We start from the raw sequence: 24,425 nt of genomic DNA, 5'->3' as shown, positions 1-24,425 counted from the left end.
GACACCTCGCCGCGCCGGAGTCCGCTACCAGACCGGGGGGCCGGACAACCTATCGCCGTCCTTGGAGGGACACATGAGATGGCACGCCCGTAAATCCATCAGCAGCAAGTCGGCCGGGTTCGGTCGGCTGGCCCTGATCGTCGCCGTGATCGCCGGGTTCCTGAGCTTCGCCTCTCCGGCGCAGGCCCAGGTGTACTCCACCTGCGACCGATGGGGTCAGTACACCCAGGGCACCTGGACGATCTACAACAACATCTGGGGCGACAACCACGGCCCGCAGTGCCTGACCGTCAACAGCATCAAGTCCTGGTACGTCGACGCCAACCACTCCGGCGGCGGGATCAAGACCTACCCGAACACGTCGGTCCGGCCCCAGACGCCGCTGTCGCAGTTGAACTCGGCGGGCTTCTGGTACAACACGTCGTCGGCTCCCGTCGCCGGCAGTGACCACTGGAACTGGACGAGCGACCTCTGGTCGACCGGCAACCAGGACGAGATCATGGTCTTCACCAGCTGGGCCGGGGGGACGGCAGGCGGCTGGGGGAGGCAGATCGCGTCCAACGTGACCATCGGCGGCGTCCGGTACGCATCGGTCTGGCAGGCCGACCCCGGCTGGAACGTCCTGCAGCTCATACCCGCCCAGCAGAGCAACACCGGCACCATCGACGCCGCGGCGGTCTGGCGATGGGCCGCGTCGCAGAACCTCCTGCGCAACACCACCTTCGACACGATGCAGTTCGGCCTCGAGATCACCTCGACCAGTGGTGTGCAGAAGCGGTACTCGCTGAACGCCTACAGCGCCTGGTGGAACAACACCTCCGGCGGCGGATCAAGCATCTAGCCGCAATACGCGCGACACGACGGTGCACTCCGTCCGCGCATGGAGACGAACGCCGGAGCGATTCCCCAACGCACACCTCGCCGTCGGGCCTCGAACGACAAGTTCCCGGCGGCAAGGTGTGCTTGCGCGAACCCGTAACCGTCCCCACCGCACACGAGGAAGTGGCGCACATGGCCTCCTGAACCACCGCTCCCCCACCACCCGCGAACCTCCGTCGCATCGTCGCCGCCGGCCTCATCGACGTCGAACGAGCGGCGTATCCGGGGTGGTTCATCGATGCGCCCGAGGCGGGCGCTCAGAACAGGGCCCCATCGAGCGCGGACGCCTCCCGCAGCGAGGGCTCGACACCCTTCAGGCCGGCCAGGTGAAGGATCATCATGTAGCCAGTGTGGCGCCAGGACGCGGCGACCAGGATCGCCCACAGGTTGAGGTCCGGGTCGCCGATCCTCTCCCTGGGCTGGTCGCCTCTTCGCAACCGGGCACGTGGTGCCGGGCCACGGCCCCGTCATCGACGAACACGCCCGGCCTGCGGCGCTCGACCAGCACCGCGCGTACTACCCAGTCGTACACTCACCGCCCAGGCCGACCTGCGCGACAGCCCTGAGCACCGGCCTCGATCCGACCCGTTCCACCGGGCCGACCGCCGGATCTCCACGTCGGCCATCCGCACCGCGCCACGTCTCTACGGGCCGGCGAAGGAGCCGCTCCGTGCGGCGTGACCGCGGATCGCGGCTCCGACCAGCCGACTCTCGAAGGACCGCAGTATCCGTTCGAGATCCGTCGCGTCGAACGACGTCGCATCCGTCCCGAGGCTGATTCCGGCCGTCTCGGTCATGTCCCACACGACGAAGCAGAGCTTGCCGGAGTACGCGTCGACGGTTTTCGGGAATCGTCCGTAACGGCTGGATGCCATGGCTCGCTCGAGGTCCTGCCGTGCCCCCTCCGCGCGAGCCCGGATCAGGGTGCGGGGTTCTATGGGACGGATGTTGACCACGTACGGATTGTCTGCGGAGCGGCCCAGTTCGGCGGAGGCCTCGTCCAGGGCTCTGGCGTAGCGGTCGGGCTCTCTCAGGCTGACGGAGGAGGACTTGACGAGTGTCGCGTCGACGGCCCGGCTCAGTGCCGGGAACCGGTCGCCGCCCAGGGACGTGTCGACCGGCACCAGGACCCTGCCGGCGATGTGGGCAACCGCCGCGCGGGCGGAGGTGGTCTGCCGGTTGGCCATCACGGTGTTGAACACACACGTCACGATGCCGAGGTGCTCGGCGAGCGCGCTCGCGTACGCGGCTTGCAGGACGGCAGCCACCGATGTCCGGTACTGCTTCGCCAGACCGGCTGCCGCGAGCGCGACCGCCGTCGAGTCGAGGCATACGAAGTTGTAGGCGGCGTCCCCATGGCTCGCGGGCATCTGGAGTTCGGGCATGGCGGACTGACGGAGCATGGCCCGGTCGTGGATGTCGACACGATGGGCGTGCCGCAGCCCCGAGGGGCTGGCTTCGAAGCTCGCGATCTGCCGCGGCTGCCACCCCGCACCGAGGTCGGCCCCCGGATCGGCGGCCAGTCGGGCCAGGCGTTCGGCCAGGATCCGGGCGGCCGTAGTGTCCGCCGAGAAGTGGTGCACCGACAGCGCGATGTGGGTGGGCCTGCCGTCCACGGTGACGACAGCGGCCCGCAACGGCAGGTCGTCCGGGGCAAATCCGGGCACGGCCAGTCGGAGGGTGAGGGCGCTCAACTCGTCGTTCGCCGGGGGGACCTCGGAGGCGTACTCGTCGACCTGGAGCACGCCGGAAGCCACGACGACTGCGCGCGGCCGCCCGTCCGCGCTTCCTGGATACAGCGTGCGCAGCGCCTCGAAGTGGGCCATGACCGCCGAGAAGGCGCGAAGCACCGCGGCCATGTCGGGGGTGCCGTCGAGTACCCGCGCCATCCGCTGGTTCCTGTTGCGGGGCCCGGGAAGATGGGGTTGGCATCCTTCGCGTTCATGAGCCTTCTGCGACCAGGTCAGTTCGTGCTCTCCGGCGGTGCCGGCGACGAAGACGACGTCATGGCGTGCGATCTGTCGCATACTCGCCCCGGCCCTCCTCCGGTAGCCCCGGCCCTCCTCCGGTACGTCGGCCACGCGCCATGTCTCGCGAACCGCGCGTGGCAGAGTTCACCGACCGGACGACGGCAACCCCTCGACCCGCCACGCCGTCCAGCGGTACCACGACGCGGCCGGGGCGCGGTCGCCCCATGCTCAGGCAAAGGATAGATCCGCGCGGACCACACGCGTCAACGCTCCGAAGATGGGGAACGCGGCGTCGGACCGCTTCGTGACCGCGTCCCACGGGGAGCCTGTCGCACCTCGCCCGCGATGGCGGTCAGGTGGACACTGCCCCGCAGTACGAGATGCAGATCGTGTACCCCGGTCACGTCCGTCGCCCTCGGCGCGCTGACCGTGCGCCAGTCGTACCGGCCGTCGGTGCCGGTCGATCCGGTAGCTTGAGCCTTTGCCAACCTCACGTTGAGGCCGCGCGGTGATCAGCTGCTGTGTTCGGCGCTGCTGTCGGTGATCGACCGGAACAGCTCACGAGCCCGCTCGCAGAACTGCTCGACCTCCGTGATGTCCGGCTCGTAACCGTCAGCCAGCATCCGGGCCTGAAGCTGCTCGGAGCGCAGCCCGCCGTAGCGGGCCCGCACCTCAGCGGTCACCGGCTGGACGGCGATGTGCAGGTGCTTGCGTGCGTCGCGGCCGTGCGACCACATACAGACGTAGGTCTGCTCGGGCTGGCACAACGTCTCCACAACACGGGCGGTATCGCGCAGCAAGGGGCCGAGTTCCGCCGCTGCCGTGTCGTCGAGCTCCGCAATGGCCACGACGTGCTCCCGCGGACCGACGATCAAGGTGCCGAGATTCATCGGACCGACGACGTGGTTCACCACCCAAGCAGCGGTCTCATGCAGGATGCCTCCGGGCAACTCCCGGCGCCCGGTCAGCAGGTCACACCCAAGACACCCCGTCACATCCACGCGCACCAGCCTAGCCCGCAGCGACGATGTCGACGGCCAACTTGGTTGTCGAAGCAGCCGGTTGGCCTGCGCACGCGATGAAGCTCCTGGTAGACGGGTTCACGACCAAGACCACCCGTGCCGCCAAGAGCTTCATGTGCTTGTCTACCCGTCTGCCCTCGACCTGTCCACCAGGCACCTGCAGTTCTTGACCGACCGGTTGGCCGCGCATCGGGTGGCCTGCGGGACCAGGTGGCGCCGGCTGTCCGCAGGCCGCCAAGCGCTGCTGGTTCTGGCGCACCTACGTCTGGGGCACACCTACGCGCAGCTCGCGGCTGGGTTCAAGGTGGGCGTGAGCACGGTGTACCGGTACATCGCGGAAGCCGTCGGTCTGCTCGCGGCGCGGGCGGCCGACCTGGCCACGGCGGTGACAGCCGCCTCGGCCAAGGCGTTTGTAATCCTGGACGGGACACTGCTGCCGATCGACCGGATCGCCGCCGACCGGCCCTTCTACTCCGGCAAACACAAGAAGAACGGCATGAACGTGCAGGTCATAGCCGATCCACACGGGAAGTTGCTGTGGGCCTCACCCGCCCTGCCCGGCGCCGTGCACGACATCAAGGCCGCCCGAACCCACGGCATCATCGACGCCCTCAGCAGGGAGGGCCTGGCCTGCTGGGCAGACAAGGGCTACCAGGGCGCGGGCGGCACCGTGCGGATGCCCTTCCGCGGCCGCTGGGACCGGCTCTCGGCAGGTCAACGCGCGGTCAACACCGCGCAGGCCCGCATCCGCGCCCTCGGCGAACAGGCCATGGCGACCTTGAAGACCTGGCGCCTGCTGCGGAAACTCCGCTGCAGCACCACACGAATCACCAGCCACGTCCAAGCCGTCCTCGCCCTCCACCTGACCTGCTCAAACTGAGGTTGGCAAAGGCTCCTTGCCTGGGAAAAATCGTTGTCCTTCGTGAACTCGTTGTGAACAACGGCGCAGTCGATACGGGCCGCCACAGCCGAGGCCAGTCCTCTGGCCGAATCCTCCACGACCAGGGTCTCTTCCCTGGCAGCGCCGAAGTGTTTCAGCCCGGCCAGGTACGGTTCCGGGTGCGGCTTGGCAATTTCGTAGTCCTCGCGAACAATGACGAAGTCCATGAACTGCCTGATCTGGCGCTTCTCATGGATGATGTCGAAGTCGGCCCGTTTCGCGGTCGTCACGATGGCCGAGTACGCAGCCCGCACACCCCAGCCCCCGAAAGTGCGCCTCTGCCCCGCTACCAGGTGACTTGCCCACTGACCGGCTTTTCAGACGCCCTCTAGCCGCAGTTCGTAAGCCCGTCTTTCTCCACTGGCTCAAGCGTCACGGTCTCATCGAGATGCTTATCCAGCCAATCAAATGGATTCATATCATCGCGGTTTCCAGGGAACCCTCTCGGGAATTCCTGGTCGTTACCGTCAAGCTTAAGAAGGTTGAATTCGGAAACTGCCCAGGTAACCCCTAAATGATCGTCGATGACAAGCACTTCGGGGAAGAATGAACTCGTTGCAGGCAGACGCTTCCCTTCATTCCAACGGACCCCTGACGGCTTGAACGTCATGCTCGTGCATGGCGGGATGGTACCCGTGAAGAGGTCCATGTAGGTGTGCGCTAGGTTGCCATTTGAATCAGTCCACATATTGGACGCAAACACACGGATCACATCTGCGGGATAGAGAGAGCGATTCGCCATAACAACACCGTCGCCTTCTTTCCAGAATGCAAAGCGCGACGCCTGATCCGCCACCTCCTTCTCGCTATCCTGTCTTGATTGCTCAAGCTGAAGCTTTGCGACCAAGGCCCCGTAGTAAGTGGAGATCGCAGTCGCAATGAGCCCGAAGCCAGCGACGAGGGTCGCAGCAACCGTGGCCCACTTGATCCAGTCGACAGCCTTAATGCGTCTCCACACGTCCGGAGGGGCAGGCGGCAGGACAGGCCCCGGCGCTCGCTCTCGTTCCCGGATGCGTTTGGGGTGGTGCGTGCGGGGCCGTCGAACAAGCCGTAAGCGTGTCCTTCTGTCTTCGTGGCCCACCGCGCCTACCCACCTCCAACTGCCTGGTAGGAGGGCGATCTTACGCGCTCGAAGGACTGCATGACCATCAAGTGCCCCGAGTGGAATAGCACTTACTGCCGCCGCGCGTCACTACCGGCCCTCGCGCAGGGCACGGGCCATGAAGTTGTTGGGCTGCGTACCAGGGTGGCGGACGACCTTGGCGAACACCGCGCGGCTGGCCCACCTCGAACCGCAACGCCTTGGCACGCCGCGGCCGGATGATGTGTAGGCGTGCCATCTCAGACCGCTCCCTGGTGTTACTCCACGTCAGCACCAGTCCACGGCCCAGGCACCACTGTAGTAGATGACGCTTCCACTGATCATGAACGGGATGTTCAAAAACACCTACTGAGTGCTGGTGGAGCAACTCGACGCGCTGGTCGAGCGTCAGCCGGGAGACGAGGGCGGCTGCGGGCCCGGGCGTATACGGGTTTCCTGGATCGCACGGTCGACGGTGCAGTCGAAGCGCTTCGACGATGGCATGGCGCTGAGCCGTGTGTCAATCACAGGTAAACGCAGCCGTCGGGGGTCGTTTCTCCGGCGTTGGTGCACCTCTCCGACAGTGCACCCTGACAGGCAGATCACCTGGGGCAAAGACATATGCCGGGTGGAGCACACCGTCACTCTCGACCACGCCTGTTACCGGAAAGTGACCTGGACGGCCCATTGTCGCGCTTGGAAACACGGCCTTAGTGTCGCCGGAACGTCGAAGCGCATCGACATGAGTTTCCCGTCCTTCCGACACCAGGCCATGGACGATGCGGCGTCGGCCCGCCCGCCGGCCGGATCCACACAAACGACCGGCCTCCACAAACGACATGAGCACCGTCGGGGTATCCACGAAGGAGTGAGCCGATGAACCGCCGAGCCGTCCCGCGAACAGCCGTCGGCGTAGCGGGCGCCGCCTCTCCCTCATCGCTGCCGGCCCCCTGCGCTGGCAGCGCCTCCGGTGCAGGCAAGGGCGGCGCCAACAGCGGGAAAGGTCTGGCCGCCGCGCTGCCCGCCTCCGCGCCCGGCACGGTCGGGAGGCCGGACTTAGCGTCCGTCGGATCCCCCAACGGGGCGGTCACGCGGCCGGGTTGCCCCACTCTTCACGCCGAGCCGGTGACCACGGTGAAGAAGACGTCGGGCAAGGGCGGTCACCACACATCCGTTACGCCGCTACGGAAACCATTCCGCCCGCCCGCTCGCAACCGGTACTGCCACGCCATGGAGGCGCTCGGCACCACGATCAAGATGCAGCTCGCCAACGGGAGCATCTCCACCACGTCCCCGGCCGCACTCTCCGTCTCCGGCGGCCTCCCGGACCGGGCGTCCATCCCGAGCCGGATGAACAGGCAGGCCCATACCGGTGGGCCGGTGCGCCCGCCGCCCGGCCGACCCCACGCCCTACTTGTCCGGTGACGCATCGGCGCCGCCCAGACGGACGGCACCGGCGAGCAGTACGTGCTGTACCGGTCCGTCGGCCTGGGCTTCACCATGCCGGGCCGGACCGACTCCGCTTTCGGCTTCGGCTTCGGCTTCGGCTTCGGCTTCGGCTTCGGCTTCGGCGACGGCTTCGGCGACGGAAGATCACTGACGGCTCCGCTCCGCGGCCTCTTCAGGGCACACTCACCGGCGCGATCAAGGGCCGGGGGACGCATGATGCGGCACATCACCGACCGCCTCGGCTGTCTCCCGACTCCGGCCGCGCCACCGGTACGGCACAGCACCCTCGACGCGTCGGACGGGGCCTGCGGCAGCGGCTTGTCGAGACGACCCCACGGCTCCTGGGAACAGCTCCCCCGCCCCGCGCCACCCAATGGCACCACAGGCCCGGATCACACCCCGGACCAGCACCATGATGCCGCCCGCGTACCAGGTGCTCGACCTGCGAAAGTCCGGCCGCGGGGCGATTTCGCGGCCAGGACGGATCACGGACGAGCCCCGTCGGCCCGGACGGGCTGACACTCCCGCCTTGGCCGGGGCACCGCACCACGGCTGACACCATCCCGCCCCCTCCCCGACCACACCGGAGCCGACCGGAGCACTGCTTGTCGACCGGCTCCGTACGGACCCGCACCCGAGAGCCAAGGACCCGTCATGACCCATGCCTCGCACCTCTCCCGCAGAGGTCTGCTGGCCGCCGGCGCGGCCGCGGCCGCACTCCCTGCGCTGGCCCCCTCCGCCGCCTCCGCCGCGTCCACCCCAGGGGCCGGGAAGGTCCGACGCGTGCCCTACACCTTCCGCAACGCGGAGTTGGTCGGCGGCGGCTTCGTCTCCGGCATCGTCTTCAACCAGAGCGAACGCGGACTGGTGTACGCCCGGACCGACATCGGCGGCGCCTACCGCCTCGACACGGCGACCAAGCGGTGGATCCCCCTCACCGACTGGATCGGCTGGGACGAGTGGGGACACACCGGCATCATCAGCATCGCCACCGACGAGGTCGACCCCGACCGCGTCTACCTGGCGGCGGGCACCTACACCCTTCCCGACTGGGACCCGACCACGGCGGCGATCCTGCGCTCGACCGACCGCGGCCGCACGTGGAAGACCACTCCCCTGCCGTTCCGGCTGGGCGGCAACATGCCCGGCCGGGGCATCGGCGAGCGGCTGGTGATCGACCCCAACCGCAACAAGATCCTCTACCTCGGCGTGCGCGGGGGCCACGGGCTGTGGCGCAGCACCGACCACGGCAAGACCTTCGAGAAGGTGACCAGCTTCCCCAACGCGGGCAACTTCGTCATCGACCCCAGCACCCCCGACGGCTACAACGGCGACAACCTGGGCGTGCTCCAGGTCGTCTTCGACAAGCGCACCGGCAGAGCGGGCAGGGCCACCCGGACCATCTACGTCACCGTGGCCGACAAGGACAACATCCTGTACCGGTCCACCGATGCGGGAGCGACCTGGGAACGTGTCCCCGGGCAGCCCACCGGCTTCATCCCGCACCACGCGGTCTTCGACCGTGTCGGCGGCTACCTGTACCTGGCGACCAGCGACACCGCCGGCCCGTACGAAGGCTTCAAGGGCGACGTGTGGAAGCTGGACACCGCCACCGACACCTGGACCCGCATCAGCCCGGTCCCGTCCACCAGTGCCGACAACGAGTGGGGTTACAGCGGTCTGACCATCGACCGGCAGAACCCGGACACCCTGATGGTGTCCACCCAGCTCAAGTGGTGGCCCGACTGCATCCTCTTCCGCTCCACCGACGGCGGCGCGAGCTGGACCCGCGCGTGGGACCTGGACGAGAACTCCCAGCGCACCCTGCGCTACGACATCGACATCTCCGACGCCCCGTGGCTGACCTGGAACGCCTCGCCGTCGCTGCCCGAGATGACCCCCAAGCTGGGCTGGATGATGGAGTCCGTCCAGATCGACCCCTTCGACTCCGACCACTTCATGTACGGAACCGGGGCGACGATCTACGGCGCGGACAACCTGACCGACTGGGACAGCGGCGGCACGGTGCACCTGTCCGTGCGGGCCCAGGGGCTCGAGGAAACCGCTGTCATGTGTCTGATCAGCCCGCCCGTGGGCGCGGCGCACCTCTTCTCCGGCGTGGGCGATGTCGGCGGCTTCCGGCACACGGATTTCCGCAAGGCGCCGAACATGTACGACAGCCCGACCTTCGGCGGCACCCCGGCCCTGGACTACGCCGAGCTGGCGCCCCACACCCTCGTGCGGGTCGGCCACCCCACCAGCGGCTGGACCCAGCACTTCGCCATCTCCACCGACAGCGGCGGCACCTGGACGCCGTCGCGCAGTGAGCCGGCCGGCGTCACCGGGCCCGGCGTCGAGGACCAGGCCGTCGCCATCAGCGCCGACGGCAGACGGATCGTCTGGTCCCCCTCCGGTGCGCCGGTCAGCTGGTCCGACGACCACGGAGCGACCTGGACGGCGTCGAAGGGGCTGCCGGCCGGGGCCCCCGTGCGCTCCGACCGGGTGAACCCGGCGAAGTTCTACGCCTACGACGCCGGCGTCTTCTACCTCAGCACGGACGGCGGCAAGAGCTTCGAGGCCACAGCGGCGACCGGTCTGCCCTCCGCGGGGAACGTCCGGTGCAAGCCGGTACCGGGCCACGAGGGCGACATCTGGCTGGCCGGCGGCACCACCAAGCCCACCACCCCCACACCGTACGGGCTGTGGCGGTCGACCGACTCCGGAACGTCCTTCACCAGGTTCAGGGCCGTGGACGAGGGCGACGTCGTCGGATTCGGCAAGGCCGCGCCTGGCGCCAAGTACCCCGCCGTCTACACCAGCTCCAAGATCCACGGCGTGCGTGGCATCTTCCGTTCCGACGACGCGGGCCGGACCTGGACCCGCATCAACGACGACCGCCACCAGTACGCCTGGACCGGCAACACCATGACCGGAGACCCCCGGGTCTACGGCCGTGTGTACTTCGGGACCAACGGACGCGGAGTCATCTACGGCGACCCGAAGTGAGGTCTGACTCCCAGTCACCGCGCTCCGCACCCCCGGTCCCGAAAGGGAGACCGACGTAGTCCTGCCGTTCGGGCAGGACGACCGACTTCTCCTCTCCTGTGTGATCCCCCCACTCAGCACACATTCCGGAGGGCTGATGAAAATCCGTATCGGCTGGGCCGCTCTTCTCGCGGCTATGGCTCTCGTCTTCACCCTGCCGAACTCGGCAGTGGCAGCGTCACAGACGTACTGGTTCAAGCACTACTCGACCGGCGGCAACGCCTCGACGTGGTACGCCAACGACAACTCCTGGGGCGTGAACGCCTCGGCCGGCACCGGCTTCGTCGCCATGGTCAACGGCAAGGACTGGGGCTGGTCGTCCCCGGTGACCACACTCCCCAAGAAGATCGGCGCCGTCAGCCCTAACAACAACTCGTGGTTCAGCCAGTCGGCGTGGCCGAAGTCCGGCTCGCGCTACAACGCCACGTACGACATCTTCATCGACCCGATCCCCGAGCCGAACAACCGCAACTCCAAGACCGAGCTGATGATCTGGCTCAACTGGCACAACACCAGGCCGCTGGCCGACCGCTACGACGCGAACGGCGAAGCGATCCCGACCGCGACCAACGTCAGCCTGGCCGGCCGCAGCTGGGACATCTACGACTACCACTGGCCGAACGGCGACCACACCCTCAGCTTCCTGGACAGGAGCAGGTCCGGCTGGTGGTCCGGCAGCCTCACGCCGTTCTTCAACTACGGCCTGAGCAAGGGCCTCTACACCAACGACCACTACCTCAACAGCGTCATGGCCGGCTGGGAATTCGGGCCGGGCGACTACACCGCCCACTCCTGGGGCGCCGTGGGCTTCTGACGCCGCCACAAGCAGAAGGGCGGACCGGTGACCGGCCGCCCTTCTGCCGGGAAGTACCGCCCGGCCCTCCATACAAAGGGCTTCTCTCCCGCCCCAACGCCCTTGAGTGACACGCGTCGAGCGAGCGGGTCTCCGCTGGAATCCGCATCCCCGCCACCACACTCGGCCCGCCCGCTTGTTCAAGTCGCCGGCTGGCTACGCCGGGCGGGCGGCGCAGGTCAGATGGCCTGACGAAGGCGCCGCCCGTCGTCCGGATCGTCAGAGGGCGATGATCTTCCATTGCTGCCGCGTCAGTGCCGCGTACGGCTGTTGCTCGATGTTGGCTCCGTCGGCGGTGCTGCCCTCGTCGACGGCGAGGCAGAGCCCGCTGAAGCGGTTGATGAGGAAGTAGTGGCCGTCGCCGGTGGGTGTGACGGCCCAGTGCTGCTGGGGGGCGTTGGCGTCCCCCCAGATGGCCACGTTGCCGCCGTCGGCTCGGGAGAGTCCCGTGACCTCCAGGAGCTTGCCGCTGCCCACACCCTTGATCTCGTAGTAGCCGTCGCCGGTTTTGGCGAAGGTCCACTTCTGGTTCGCCTTGTTCAGCCAGGGCCACTGCAGGACGTTGGTGCCGTTGGCGGTGCCCCCGCTCTGCACGTCGGCGGCCTTGCCGCTGTGCCGGGCGACCAGCCTGTAGACGGTGCCGTCGCCGGGCAGCGTGGTGGACAGCAGGGCCGGCTTGGCCGTCCGGCCGCCGACCTGGATGCCGCTCACGTTGGCGTAGCCGCCGGTGGCCGCTTTCGCCTGGAGCCGCACGAAGCCGACGTTCCGGGCGGGCCATTCGGCCACCTTGAGGGTCTGGTTGCCGGCCCAGGTGCCGGAGGCGACCTGGGTGAAGTTCGTGCCGTCGGTGCTGGTGGAGATGGTGTACGAGGTGATGTCGCCGTCGGTGGAGTTGTTGCGGCCCCACTGCTTGGGCAGGTACTCCAGGGTGGAGACGTTGCTCCACACCCCGCCCAGGTCGATCGTGATCGAGTGAGGCAGGGGCGAGGCCAGCCCCCACGTCGACCAGCAGAATTCGTAGTCCCTGTCGCTGAGTCCTTCGATGGCGTGGAGCGGTCCCTCGCCGTCGCGGAATCCGGTCGCGTAGGCGCTGACGGGCGTCACGGGGTACTGGGGGCGCGGCAGCTGGGCCGGCAGGGGCGGCCTGGAGGTGTCGGGGCTCCATGCCGCCCCGACTTCGGCGAGCCGGTTGACGATGTTGGTGTCCAGCTTGCCGTTGCGGTTGGGCGGGCAGTTGAGGATGAACGAGGTGTACTTCGGTTCCAGGTCCGCCAGGTTGGCCAGGATCGTCTCCTTGCTCATCGGGTTCTCGATCGGCGTGTGCGGGTGCCAGAACCAGCCTCTGCTGATCGTCTGCCCCTGCGTGGCGGCGTAGGTGTTCCCGGCCGGCGCGGTGATGCCCATCGGCGCCTCGAAGTAGATCGCGTCGCCGAGCCACGGCTGCGACAGCGCACCGTGGTCGATCATGACGATGTTCGGCTGGAGCGACTTCACCAGCTCACGGATCCGCTGGTAGGAGACGGCCTGCTGGCCCATCTGCCACGCCCAACCGTCGGTGACGAACATGTCGATGGTGCCGTAGTTGGTGAGCAGCTCGGTGATCTGGCCGAGGATGAAGGTCATGTCGCTGGGCTGGATGGCATCGGTGGGCTCGAGCCCGACGTTCTTGTGCCGGCTCTCCCACGCCTGGACGCCGTAGGTGCGGTCCCATATCGAGTAGTAGAACCCGACCTTCAGCCCCTGCGCCCGGAAGGCGTCGCAGTACGCCTTCACCACGTCGTGCTTGTAGGAGCTGTTCGCGACGTTCTGGGTGCCGTAGGCGCTCGGCCACAGGGCGAAGCCGTCATGGTGCTTGGTCGTCAGCAGGCCGTAACTCATCTTCGCCGCCGCGGCGGCGGCCGCCCACTGGGCACAGTCCACGGTCGGGGGCGCGAACTTGGCGGGGTCCTGGTTCGGCGCCGCCCACTCCTCGTTGGTGAACGTGCCGAGGCTGAAGTGGTTGAACATGCCGAACCGCATGTCCACCAGGTTCTCCAGGTTGGTCTGGGGATCCGCGGCCGCCGCCCGTGCCAGCAAGGGCGACAGGGCGGGCACCACGGGCAGCGCGGTCGCGGCCACAGCGGCGCCCGCGGCACCCAGCAGCGTGCGACGGGACAGTCTTCCTGACGACATGGGTGTACTCCCGGTTCGGAGTGGCTCGGATGGTCGGGGCGAGGCGGCTGGGAGCGGCAGCCCGAGGGCGCGCGGTCTCCAGGCCCTCGGGCGCGGCCCTCCCTGTGGGCTCCAAAGGGCCGGATGTTACGCATGAAGTTCGATGACGTAGCTGCCCCGTGTCAACAGGTAAGAGGATGAAAGTGCTTCCACGGCTCGTGAAATCGACGATTTCATCCCCCTAAGGGCACGTTCGTTCCGCCTTAGACATGCCATGTTTCGCGGAAGCTGGTGGCAGCCTCCGGAAACGCCTCAGCGTTTTCAGGAGCGGCGCAGGTGGCGTCGACGCCGTCACCCGCGCCACCGGCTCCGACAGCAGCACCCGGTCACCCCGGCGGGCAGACCTTGCGGTCCACGGACCCCAGGGGTCACGCCCCGGCCTTCACCACCGGACGGGGCAGCGACATGCAGGCCGCCGCCATCGCGGCCCTCGCCCCGCACGTGGTCGGCCTGTTCGTCGAGGAGGGCCGCGCCGACCTCGGGCCTTCTCCCGCTCCCTCGTGCACGATGCCCAACTGCGCTGACCGGCACCGGAGAAGACGCCCTCCACATGGCCACCGACGCCGTCGGCAACGCCGCCTGGGAAGCTCGCCGCCGAGCGGGCCGGCAAGCCCGTATGGGCGCTTCCTCGGCGAGATGCCACCCGAGGAACTGGTCACCCAGGTCGACTTCCGCAGCTCCGCGCCGCCCACCGGCCTACAGCCGCCGGAGGTATTGACGCATTCCGCTTCCCACATTTAACTGCTGCCCGAGACTACGAACTGCGTTCGAATTACCGAACAACTCGCGTGAAGGGCGGCCAGTCGGCTACGGAGGCTTCCCCGGCCGAGCACTGGGAGGCACACCGCACGGCGCAACAGCGGTCAGGACCTGGAGACGGAGACCCGGTCGACCGCCGCCGACTGCGACGTACTCCGCAGGCTGTCGGGCCTGGACAACAGAGCAACAGGAGCCGCACGAGAACAGGACGCCGAAGCGGCACAGGCGAAGAGCCGCCTCACAGGCGCCGAAAGAAGCACCAGACCGTCTCGCCGCACCGCGCCCACCCACGCTCGAATGTTCCTCCAACTCCGAGTCCGAGCTCCCCCCGCCATCCCGATTCGGGCGCTCTTCGCCCGGTGGTGGCCCTTGCAGACCAACAGGAGATGTACATGTACGCCCTGCGCGCCCGGCTGTCGGTGGTATTGCTCGCCGTCTGCCTGCTCTTCACAGGCCAGGCCCTGACCACACCCCAGCGGGCGGCCGCCGCCGACCCCGGCTACCTGATGCTGCACTTCACCGGGGAGGGGTCGACCGGTCAGCAGATGTACCTCGCGCACAGTACGGACGGCCTGCACTGGAACGACCTCAACGGCGGAGCGCCGATCCTTCGCTCCACGCTCGGCACGAAGGGCGTGCGTGACCCCGCACTCGTGAGATCCCCCGACGGCAGCAAGTACTGGATCATCGCGACCGACCTGTGCTGGGGCTGCGGGTCGACCGTGGACGGCTCCATCAACAACGGCAGCCGCAGCATCGTGGTGTGGGAGTCGACGGACCTGGTCACCTGGTCGCAGCCGTGGCTGCTCAACGTCGCCGGCGCGATCCCCGACGGCCGCAACGCCTGGGCGCCGGAGGCGATCTGGAACCCCGAGACCAGTGACTACGTCCTGTACTGGGCGACGAACGTGCCCCTCGACGGCAAGACGAAGCACCGCATCTTCTATGCCCGCACCAAGGACTTCCGCTCCATCACCACCCCGCGGATCTACATCGACCGCCCCGGCGCCCAGGAACTCATCGACACCCAGATCGTCGAGGTGCCGGCCGGCGTCGGCAACTACCGCTACGTACGGGCCTCCGGCGACGGCCAGATCACCCTCGAAGGCAGCAACTCGATCCTGGGGACGTGGACGAACCTCGGCAACCTCTCCGGCATCGGCCTGACCGGCGCCCAGGTCGAGGGCCCGATGTGGATGAAGTTCCGCGACCGCAACGAGTGGACCCTGTACCTCGACCAGTACGCGTCCCGCGGTGGGTACATGCCGGTCACCACGACCAACCCGTCCGACCCCGGCAGCTACAAGCTCCCGGCGTCGGGAAGCTACAACCTGGGCGTCAACAAGAAGCGCCACGGTTCGATCCTGCCCCTGACGGCCGCCGAGGAGACCCGGGTGCTCGCCCGCTGGGCCAGCACCCCGGCCAAGCGGCTCCAGTCGTTCAACTTCCAGGACCGGTACGTGCGCCACGCCAACTTCGACGTACGGATCGACCAGAACATCACCGGCCCGGACGCCCAGTTCCGACTGCAGACCGGCCTGGCCGGCACCGGCACCGTCTCCTTCGAGTCGGTGAACTACCCCGGCTACTTCCTGCGGCACGCCAACAACGACTTCCAACTGGTCCGCAACGACGGCACCACCCAGTTCGCCGCGGACGCCACCTTCCGCCAGGTCGCCGGCCTCGCCGACTCCACCTGGTCGTCCTTCCAGTCGTACAACCACCCCGACCGCTACATCCGCCACTACGCCTACCAGCTCCGCCTCGACACCATCACCACCGCGACAGCACGGGGTGACGCCACCTTCCGCGTGACGAACTGACCCGACACCGACGGGATGCCGACGCCTCTGGGAGAGGCCGCCGACATCCCCTTTCCCTGCCGGCCTCTCCGGCCTGAACCACTCCGTCCCGTCCAGGGGCGCGTATCGAGTCGCCGGCGATCTGCGGGATGTTGCGGGCGTATGCCACGGCTGCGTTCGGGTCAGGGCTTCCGCGAAGGCGCCTTGCCGACCGCCCTGCGGTAGGCGCCGGGGCTGGTCCCGAAGTGGGACTCGAACGCCTGGGAGAAGGGAGACGCATCTTTGAACCTACGTGCAGGGCGACGCTGCTGACGTTCTGGGCATCGCATCCGGCCCCCGACAGCATTGCGCGGGCGCGGGCGCGGGCGAGTCGCTGGGCGTAGAACCATGCGCGCCGTGCTCGGGGCCATCCCCGTAGAGCGCCCTCGGGGTGGATCCTGTCCGGCGCTGAGCTCTGATCGGGAAGAGCCCTACCTCAAGAGATCCGATGTATAACTCTTCACTCGAGGGAATGGGTGACCTTCCGGACTCAATGCGCCTCCAGGAGCCACCAATTCCCTCCAGCTTTGGGCCAACCTCGTCCCAGCTATAGACGCGGCCAGACCGTTCTCCTATAAATTCATCCGATGTCTTCAGTAGGTGAGCGGAGTATGGCCGCCATGCCGGCGTTCCGCTCCCAGCGCCCTGCCAATCCTCCCCCTGACCAATGGAGCCCCCATGTCCTCTGCCTCCCTCAGCAGACGCTCTCTGATGAAGGCCACAGCCCTGGCCGGGGGAGTGGCCGCCTTCGGGCTGCCGCAGGCTTTGTGGCCCTCCACCGCCGCGGCGTACACCGTCCCCTCGAAGATGGACTGGTGGTACCAGGCGCGGTTCGGGATGTTCATCCACTTCGGGTCCTACTCGCAGCTCGGCCAGGGCGAGTGGGCGTTTGCGCAGCAGCGGTGGAGCAAGGCGAACTACCAGACCCAGGTCAGCCAGAAGTTCAATCCGACCCAGTTCAACGCCGCCGCCATCGCCGAACTGGCCAAGAACGCCGGCATGAAGTACCTCGTGATCACCGCCAAGCACCACGAGGGCTACGCGATGTGGAACTCCGACGTGGCGAGCTTCACCGACACGACCGGCACCAAGCTGTACAACCTGCACGACTACAGCGGCATGCAGGCCGACCTGCTCAGGGACCTCAAGACGGAGTGCGAAAGCCGTGGGATCAGGTTCGGCCTGTACTACTCGATCCTCGACTGGAACCATCCTTCACAGACGGAGCGTCACGAGGGCGGTCTCACCACGATGTCCTCGCAGGCCGCGCGCACCACCTACATCGCCGACATGAAGGCGCAACTGCAGGAACTGCTCGACCGCTACGATCCGGCGCTGCTGTGGTTCGACGGCGACTGGTCCGGCGAGCCTTCCAGCCCCACCCTGGAGGACTGGTGGCTGAAATCGGACGGCGTCGGCCTCTACAACTGGCTGATCGCCCGTAAGCCCGGCCTCATCGTCAACGAGCGGGTCAAGCGGGACCTCGGTCTCGGTGACTACGCGGTCGCGGAGTTCGGGGTACCCGCCAAGCCGATGGACCGGCAGTGGGAGAAGTGCGCCACCATGAACGGCTCCTGGGGTTACAACGCGAGCTTCGAGACCCGCTACCGATCCTTGAAGGACATCGTCCAAGAACTCGTCACGGTGGTCTCCCGGGACGGCAACTACCTGTTGAACATCGGTCCCACGGGCGAGGGCTTGGTCACCGCCGGAACTGAGACCGTCCTGAACGGCCTGGCCTCGTGGATGTCGACGTACAGCGACGCCATTCACGGGACCAGCGGCAGCCCGTTCGCAACCGAGCCGGCGTGGGGGAAGGTCACCAAGAAGAACAACAAGCTGTTCGCCCATGTCTTCGCCTGGCCCACGAACGGCCAGCTGCGGATCCCGGCGCTCGACAACACGATCCGCCGTGTCTACCTGCTGAACAACCCTTCGGCCTCGCTCTCGTACACCGTCAGCGGCGGCACCATCAGCGTCACCGTGCCGGCCACCGCGCCGAACGCCAATGTCTCCGTGGTGTGCGTCGAGGTCCAGGGCATGCCCATAAGGGTCTCACCGGCGGTGTTCCAGGACGTCAACTACCAAGGCACCGGCGCCGTTCTGCCGTTGGGCAGCTACACCTCCTCCCAGCTGTCCGCCGCCGGCCTGGTGCCCGCCACGGCCTCCTCCATCCTGGTACCCGACGGCTACCAGGTCACGGGCTACTCCGGCGACAACTTCACCGGCACCGCCTGGACGTTCGCCTCGAACACCCCCGACCTTGTGGCGACCGGCAACAATGACGCCATCACCTCGCTGAAGGTGACGTTCAACCCGGCCACGTACTTCCGCCTGACCAACGTCACGAATCACCTGGCGCTGGACAGCGGCGGCAATGTCGCCGTCGGCTCGAACCTGAAGCAGTGGGAAGCGATGAACCACGCCAATCTCCAGTGGCAGGCGATCGAACTCGGAAACGGCTACTACAGGCTCGTCAACCGGGCCAACGGCATGGTCGCCGACGGCTGGGGCGCCACCAGCAATGGTGACCCTGCCCGGCAGAAGACCTGGGACGGCAGTGACACGCAACAGTGGCGGATCACCCACCGAGGCCAAGGCCAGTACTCGATCGCCAACCGCAGCACGGGACTGGTCCTCGACGGCGGCGGAAGAGTCGCCTCAGGGTCGGTGACCAAGCAGTGGACGTGGCAGCAGAGCACCAACCTGCTGTGGACGTTCAGCCCGGTCGCCTGACTGGCGCCACCCCGGTGGCATGCCTGAAGTCTTCGGCTGCGGGCGCCTACGAGCCGGCTGCGACGGCAGTTGAGTTGCCTGCGGGACAGTCACATCGGATGCGGCGGTGCTTGAACGGCACCGCCGCATCCGTTGGCGTCCGCCGCGTCGAGCTTGCACGGTCGCTGGATGACGTCCGCGCCGTCCACGGTGCCGGCGGTTGGCGTGTGGCCTCAGTACCAGACGGAGAACGTGGCGTCGGCCCTGCCCACGGCGCTGGAGATCGGGTCGATGCGCAGCACATGGTTGTAGTGCCGGATGTAGCGATCCGGGTGGTCATGAGAGCGGAACGACGACCAGGACGGGGTCGGCGAGCCCGGCGGTCTTGTGGAAGGTGGCGTCCTGCTTCTGTCATCATTTGTCATGAGTCGCTCACGGCTGGCAGAACAGGCGTCCACGCCGAACGGCGGCACAGCTGAGCGACGCGGGCGCCGCACGGCAAGGCTCGCAGGATCGGCCGTCTGCGGGGCCGCCTGGCCCAACACCGTTCCGCCTTGCGGTGCAACGCCCGCGACGCCAACGACCGTTCGCCCTCCCAGGCCCTGTCGCTCCGGGGAGAGGCAGTGAGCCAACTGGTGTCCTGCCCCTGCCCGCCTTCATGTCGTCGAAGTCGAGTCAGCTCGTCACGCGGAAGGTGGCGTCGCCGCGCCCCGTCGCGGTGGTGATCGGGTCGAGCCGCAACTGATAGGCGTAGTGGCGAATGTAGCGGTCGGGATAGTTGTACGACTGGAACGACGACCAGCTCGAGTCGGCGAGGCCGGCGACCTGCCGGAAGGTGGCGTCCGCTGCGAACTGGGCGGTGCCGTCGTTGTAGGCCAACTGGAAGTCGAAGCCGGAGTGCCGCAGGAAGTAGCCGGGCATGTTCACTGACTCGAAGGAGACGGTGCCGGTGCCCGCCAGGCCGGGCCTGGGCCGGAACTGGGCGTCGTCGGCGGGGCTGACGTTGGGATCGATGCGCACGTCCATGCTGGCGTGGCGCACGTACCGGTCCTGGAAGTTGTACGACTGGAGCCGCTTGGCCGGGGTGCTGGGCCAGCGAGCGAGCACGCGGCTCTCCTCAGCGGCGGTGAGAGTCGTGATCGCGCCGTGGCGCTTCGGGGTCCCGCCCATGTCGTAGCTCGCCGCATCCTGAAGCCGGTAGGAGCTGACGCTGAATGGGTTGGTCGTCAGGATCGGCCTGTATTCGCGTACGCCTTGCGGGTTGTTGTAGTCGATGTAGAGGGCCCATTCGTTGCGGTCCCTGAACTTCATCCAGACCGGGCCTTCGACCACGTTGCCGGTGAGGCCGATGCTGGAGAGGTTGCCGAGGTTGGTCCACGTCCCCAAGATCGAGTTGCTGCCCTCGACGTTGTTCTGGCCGTCGCCGGATACCCGCAGGTACCGGTAGGGGCCGGCACCGGCGGGCACCTCGGTCATCTGGGTGTCGACGACCGGCGTGCTGCCGGGCGGGTCGATCCAGATCTGCGGGGTGGTGATGGTGCGGAAGTCCTTGGTGCGGGCGGAGTAGATGCGGTACTTGAAGATGCCGTTCACCGTGGCGTTCGTCGCCCAGTACAGGACGTAGTCGTTGGTCTGGGGGTTCCAGATCGCCTCCGGCGCCCACGCGTTCTTGCCGCCGGGGATCAGTCCGGCGGCGCCGAGCAGCCACGGCTTCGACCAGGTCACCAGGTCGGTCGACTCCCACACCACGAAGTTGGGGCTGCCGTTGGTGTACGTCGAGCCGCAGCGGATGCACAGGTCGGTCGCGACGATCCAGTACTTGCTGCCGTCGGGAGAGCGGATCAGTGCGGGGTCGCGCACCCCCTTCGTGCCGATCTTGGAGTTGAGGACCGGCGCTCCGCCGTTGAGGTCGTTCCAGTGCAGGCCGTCCGTGCTGTGCGCGAGGTACAGCATCTGACCGGTCGCGGAGTCACCGGTGAAATGCACCATCAGGTAGCCGGGGTCGGCGGCGGCCGCCCGCTGGGGTGTGGTCAGGGCCTGGCCTGTGAAGAGCAGGCACACGGCCAGCACTATCACCGACAGTCGGGCGCGAAGCGCGGACATGTGGATCTCCTGTCGTTGTGCAATTGCCACCGTCGGGCAGAGCGGGGTGGCGGAGGAAGCTCGGTCCCGGTGTGGGAGGGACAGGCCGGATACCGAACGAAGCGGAAGGGGGCGGATCCGGGCAGAGGTGCGTCGTCCGTGTGCGGTGTGCTCCGCCGTGGGTGGCGGCGGGCCTGGGCACGCGATGCCCGTGCGTTTGCGATGACGGCTTGTGGGGTGATGGCACGGTGGTCGTCCGGGGGGCGGTCGTGGTGTGGGGGCCGGCCGGGCGGTTGTCGGTTCGAGTGCGCGTGGGCGCGGTGCGGCGAGACGGTCTGCGGTTCTTTCGGCGTCTGCGAGGCGGCTCTCAGCACTCAGCCGGGGAGCCTCCGTGCCCCACTCCCTGTCCACCGAAGCAAGTTGTCCGAGAAATCGAACAGCGTTCGTATGGTCGGGCAGAAGTTAAGTAGGGGAAGCAGGAGGCGTCAATACTTCCGGCAGCAGTAGTTCTGTTGGACCCGCGAAGGCTGGTCACGGTCGGCGAATGTGCCCCGCATGACGTTGCTGCCGGAGCAAGGCCGGGCAGGCCGCACCGGATGCCTGCGACCACCGTGACGCGGACGAAACTCCCTGGCGCGGGGGTTGGTGACGCGGTTGAGGGCGCACCCCACCACGGCCTCGGGCGCTACGAGCGGCGCCTGGGCGCGGCTCTGCGTGACCGGCCGTGTGACACCTACGTCGCCTTCCTTCAAGCGGACCCCACGGGAGGGCTTCTCCCGAACGCGGGCGGTCTCAGCCACGGCTCGGTGATGCTGGCGTGCAGCAGCGCGGCGTCCTGACTGAGGGAAGTGGTGCGGACAGACGGTGCCCGGAAGATCGCCTCGTGCTCGGCAAGGGGTCTGCTCGAGACCCTCAGGTCCAACGGACCACTGCTGCCGGAAGTATTGACGCCTCCCGCTTCCCACACTTAACGTCTGCCCGACTATACGAACGCCGTTCGATTTATCGGACAACTCGCTTCGGCGGACAGGGAGTCTGCTACGAAGGCTTCCCCCGGGCCGAACGCTGGGAGGCACCACACGCACGACGCGCCAGTGGTCAGGACCTGGAGGCGCAGTCACGGTCGACCACCGCTGACTTCGCCGTACTTCGACGCCCTCAGGGGCCGGACGAGGGAGAAACGGGGGTCGTACGAGGACAGGACGTGAGAAGCGGCGCAAGCGAAGAACCGCCTCCCAGACGCCGAGAAGACCACAGACCGTCTCGCCGCAGCGCGCCCACGCGCACTCGAACCGACAACCGCCCGGCCGGCCCCCGCACCACGACCGCCCCACCCGGACGACAACCGCGTCGACACCCCCACAAGCCGTCACCACAAACGCACCGGCATCGCATGCCCAGGCCCACCGCCACCCAGGGCGAAGCACACCACACACAGGGACGACACACCTCTGCCCGGATCCAGTCGGTCCCTTCCACGGCGCCCGCCAGCCGACCTGTCCCTCCCACACCGAGACCGAAGTTCCCCGCCAACCCGATGTGCCCCGCTTCGCTCCATGGTGGCACTGTCAGTACAACAGGAGATGTAGATGTCCGCGCTTCGGGCCCGGCTGTCGGCGATACTGCTCGCCGCCTGCCTGCTCTTCACATCCCAGGCCTTGCTCACACCGGACCGGGCGGCCGCCGCCGACCCCGGCTACCTGATGACACACTTCATCGGGGAAGGCTCGAACAATCAGCAGATCTACTTCTCGTACAGCACGGACGGCCTGAAGTGGACCGATCTCAACGGCGGTGGAATAGCCCTTCGCTCCACGGTCGGCACGAAGGGGGTGCGTGACCCCGCACTGGTGCGCTCGCCCGACGGCAGCAAGTACTGGATCATCGCGACCGACCTGTGTATCAGCTGCGGGCAGTCGTGGTCGGACGCCATCAACAACGGCAGCCGCAACCTCGTGGTGTGGGAGTCGACGGACCTGATCAACTGGTCGCAGCCGTGGCTGCTCAACGTCGCCGGCGCGATCCCTGACGGACGCAACGCCTGGGCTCCGGAAGCGATCTGGGACCCGGCCAGCAACGACTACGTCCTGTACTGGGCGACCAACGTGCCCCTCGACGGCAAGACGAAGCACCGCATCTACTACGCCCGCACCAGCGACTTCCGCACCACCACCACGCCGCAGACCTACATCGAGCGCCCCGGCACCCAGGAGATCATCGACACCCAGATCGTCGAAATGCCGACCGGCGTCGGCAACTACCGCTACGTACGCGCCTCCGGCGACGGCCAGATCACCCTCGAAGGCAGCAACTCGATCCTCGGGACCTGGACCAACCTCGGCAACCTCTCCGGCATCGGTTTGACCGGTGCCCAGGTCGAGGGCCCGATGTGGATGAAGTTCCGCGACCGCAACGAGTGGGCGCTCTACCTCGACCAGTACTCCTCCGGCCGCGGGTACATGCCGGTCAGGACGACCAACCCCTCCGCCTCCGGCACTTACCAGATGCCGGCGTCGGGAAGCTACGACATGGGCGCCACCAAGAAGCGTCACGGCTCGATCCTGAACCTCACGGCCGCCGAGGATTCCCGCGTGCTCGCACGCTGGAGCGACATCCCGGCCAAGCGGCTCCAGTCGTACAACTTCCAGGACCGGTACGTGCGCCACGCCAACTTCGATGTGCGCATCGACCAGAACATCACCAACCTGGACGCCCAGTTCCGACTGCGGCCCGGTCTTGCGGGCTCCGGCACCGTCTCCTTCGAGTCGGTGAACTACCCCGGCTACTTCCTGCGGCACGCCAACAACGACTTCCAACTGGTCCGCAACGACGGCACCACCCAGTTCGCCGCGGACGCCACCTTCCGCCAGGTCGCCGGCCTCGCCGACTCCACCTGGTCCTCGTTCCAGTCGTACAACCACCCGGACCGCTACATCCGCCACTACGCCTACCAGCTCCGCCTCGACACCATCACCTCCGCGACAGCACGGGGTGACGCCACCTTCCGCGTGACGAACTGACCCGACACCCACAAGGATGGGCCCACCGGCTCCGGCCAGGCGGACTGCGCTCACACGCCAGCCTGGCCGTGGCCAGGTCGGCCCGGCGGAGCCGGTAGGGCGACCTGCGCACCACAGCTGGAGTTCGCCTCCGACGGCCTGATCAAGAAGGCCGTCCCCACCCTGAGCAGCATCGACCCGGTCACCAACGGCACCACCCTCCCGATCAACACCACCCGCTCGCTCCGATCGGTCAACTTCCCCGGCCGTTACGCCGTCGTGCGCTCGGACGGCCGCGGCCACCTCGACCCGGTGACGTCCTCCAGCACCACGGCGGTCAAGCAGAGCGCCACCTTCACCGTCGTCCCCGGCCCGGCCGACGGAAGCTGCTACTCGTTCCATGACGCGTCCGGGCACGACCACCGGCTAGGTCAGCCTGGAGTCGTACAACTACCCCGGCCGCTACCTCCGCCACTACTTCTACGAGCTGCGCATCGACCGCAACCAGGACGATGCCACCTTCCGCGCCGACAGTTCCTTCACGGCGGTCAGCCCCTGGGCCTGACCGATCCCGCGCTC

At 67.6% G+C, this 24,425-nt stretch carries 13 protein-coding genes and 5 pseudogenes; 10 read left to right on the top strand and 8 right to left on the bottom strand.

Features of this window, described 5'->3' with window-relative positions; all coding sequences use genetic code 11:
• Positions 1-73 precede the first annotated feature (73 nt).
• On the top strand, positions 74-841 hold the full coding sequence (locus ACFZBP_RS21065) for a hypothetical protein (RefSeq protein ID WP_383449176.1): 768 nt from the start codon (positions 74-76) through the stop codon (positions 839-841).
• A 304-nt stretch (positions 842-1,145) separates the two neighbouring features.
• Here the strand turns inward: ACFZBP_RS21065 and ACFZBP_RS21060 are convergent.
• The 3 genes and pseudogenes from ACFZBP_RS21060 to ACFZBP_RS21050 form a co-directional block, all read right to left on the bottom strand.
• Positions 1,146-1,286, bottom strand: a pseudogene (locus ACFZBP_RS21060) (sugar ABC transporter permease); the annotation flags it as partial.
• 237 nt (positions 1,287-1,523) lie between these two features.
• Positions 1,524-2,906, bottom strand: coding sequence for a condensation protein (locus ACFZBP_RS21055; RefSeq protein WP_391415040.1), 1,383 nt, complete (start codon positions 2,904-2,906; stop codon positions 1,524-1,526).
• A gap of 455 nt (positions 2,907-3,361) precedes the next feature.
• Positions 3,362-3,850, bottom strand: coding sequence for an HIT family protein (locus ACFZBP_RS21050; RefSeq protein WP_383449174.1), 489 nt, complete (start codon positions 3,848-3,850; stop codon positions 3,362-3,364).
• 136 nt (positions 3,851-3,986) lie between these two features.
• On the opposite strand from ACFZBP_RS21050, the gene ACFZBP_RS21045 reads away from it, so the two are divergent.
• Positions 3,987-4,751 carry a transposase family protein gene (locus ACFZBP_RS21045; protein ID WP_391415038.1) on the top strand — a complete coding sequence of 255 codons (765 nt, stop codon included), beginning with the start codon at positions 3,987-3,989 and terminating at the stop codon, positions 4,749-4,751.
• A 68-nt stretch (positions 4,752-4,819) separates the two neighbouring features.
• Here ACFZBP_RS21045 and ACFZBP_RS21040 read toward each other — a convergent pair.
• Positions 4,820-5,041: pseudogene (locus ACFZBP_RS21040) on the bottom strand (HAD-IA family hydrolase); the annotation flags it as partial.
• Positions 5,042-5,139: 98 nt separating this feature from the next.
• Positions 5,140-5,769, bottom strand: coding sequence for a hypothetical protein (locus ACFZBP_RS21035; RefSeq protein WP_391415036.1), 630 nt, complete (start codon positions 5,767-5,769; stop codon positions 5,140-5,142).
• Positions 5,770-7,995: 2,226 nt separating this feature from the next.
• On the opposite strand from ACFZBP_RS21035, the gene ACFZBP_RS21030 reads away from it, so the two are divergent.
• Entirely contained in the window at positions 7,996-10,347 is a 2,352-nt protein-coding gene (locus ACFZBP_RS21030; RefSeq protein WP_391415034.1) for a xyloglucanase, read from the top strand.
• Between the two features lie 136 nt (positions 10,348-10,483).
• Complete coding sequence (locus ACFZBP_RS21025; protein WP_391415032.1) at positions 10,484-11,200, top strand: cellulase B precursor; 717 nt, start codon at positions 10,484-10,486, stop codon at positions 11,198-11,200.
• Between the two features lie 258 nt (positions 11,201-11,458).
• On the opposite strand, the gene ACFZBP_RS21020 is transcribed toward ACFZBP_RS21025, so the two are convergent.
• The gene (locus ACFZBP_RS21020) at positions 11,459-13,411 is read right to left on the bottom strand and encodes an alpha-L-fucosidase (RefSeq protein WP_391415030.1); all 1,953 of its coding nucleotides are present in this window, start codon (positions 13,409-13,411) and stop codon (positions 11,459-11,461) included.
• A 405-nt stretch (positions 13,412-13,816) separates the two neighbouring features.
• On the opposite strand from ACFZBP_RS21020, the pseudogene ACFZBP_RS21015 reads away from it, so the two are divergent.
• From ACFZBP_RS21015 to ACFZBP_RS21005, 3 genes and pseudogenes are all read left to right on the top strand, one after another.
• Positions 13,817-14,125, top strand: a pseudogene (locus ACFZBP_RS21015) (fuconate dehydratase); the annotation flags it as partial.
• A gap of 476 nt (positions 14,126-14,601) precedes the next feature.
• On the top strand, positions 14,602-16,032 hold the full coding sequence (locus tag ACFZBP_RS21010) for an AbfB domain-containing protein (protein ID WP_391415028.1): 1,431 nt from the start codon (positions 14,602-14,604) through the stop codon (positions 16,030-16,032).
• A gap of 696 nt (positions 16,033-16,728) precedes the next feature.
• On the top strand, positions 16,729-18,786 hold the full coding sequence (locus tag ACFZBP_RS21005; RefSeq protein ID WP_391415026.1) for an alpha-L-fucosidase: 2,058 nt from the start codon (positions 16,729-16,731) through the stop codon (positions 18,784-18,786).
• A 212-nt stretch (positions 18,787-18,998) separates the two neighbouring features.
• Here the strand turns inward: ACFZBP_RS21005 and ACFZBP_RS21000 are convergent.
• A pseudogene (locus ACFZBP_RS21000) lies at positions 18,999-19,170 on the bottom strand (AbfB domain-containing protein); the annotation flags it as partial.
• Between the two features lie 270 nt (positions 19,171-19,440).
• Positions 19,441-20,868, bottom strand: a complete 1,428-nt coding sequence (locus tag ACFZBP_RS20995; RefSeq protein WP_391415024.1) for an AbfB domain-containing protein — start codon at positions 20,866-20,868, stop codon at positions 19,441-19,443.
• Between the two features lie 1,568 nt (positions 20,869-22,436).
• Here ACFZBP_RS20995 and ACFZBP_RS20990 point away from each other — a divergent pair.
• From ACFZBP_RS20990 to ACFZBP_RS20980, 3 genes and pseudogenes are all read left to right on the top strand, one after another.
• Entirely contained in the window at positions 22,437-23,867 is a 1,431-nt protein-coding gene (locus tag ACFZBP_RS20990) for an AbfB domain-containing protein (protein ID WP_391415022.1), read from the top strand.
• A 258-nt stretch (positions 23,868-24,125) separates the two neighbouring features.
• A pseudogene (locus ACFZBP_RS20985) lies at positions 24,126-24,194 on the top strand (hypothetical protein); the annotation flags it as partial.
• Positions 24,195-24,282: 88 nt separating this feature from the next.
• A complete protein-coding gene (locus ACFZBP_RS20980) occupies positions 24,283-24,411 on the top strand; it encodes an AbfB domain-containing protein (RefSeq protein WP_391415129.1) in 129 nt (42 codons plus the stop codon).
• Positions 24,412-24,425 lie beyond the last annotated feature (14 nt).

Origin of the sequence: Streptomyces sp. NPDC008086 (genome assembly GCF_042957325.1) — a bacterium.
Classification (GTDB): Bacteria; Actinomycetota; Actinomycetes; order Streptomycetales; family Streptomycetaceae; genus Streptomyces.
Note: the sequence above shows the minus strand (reverse complement) of the source record. Positions and strands in the feature narration are given on the sequence as shown.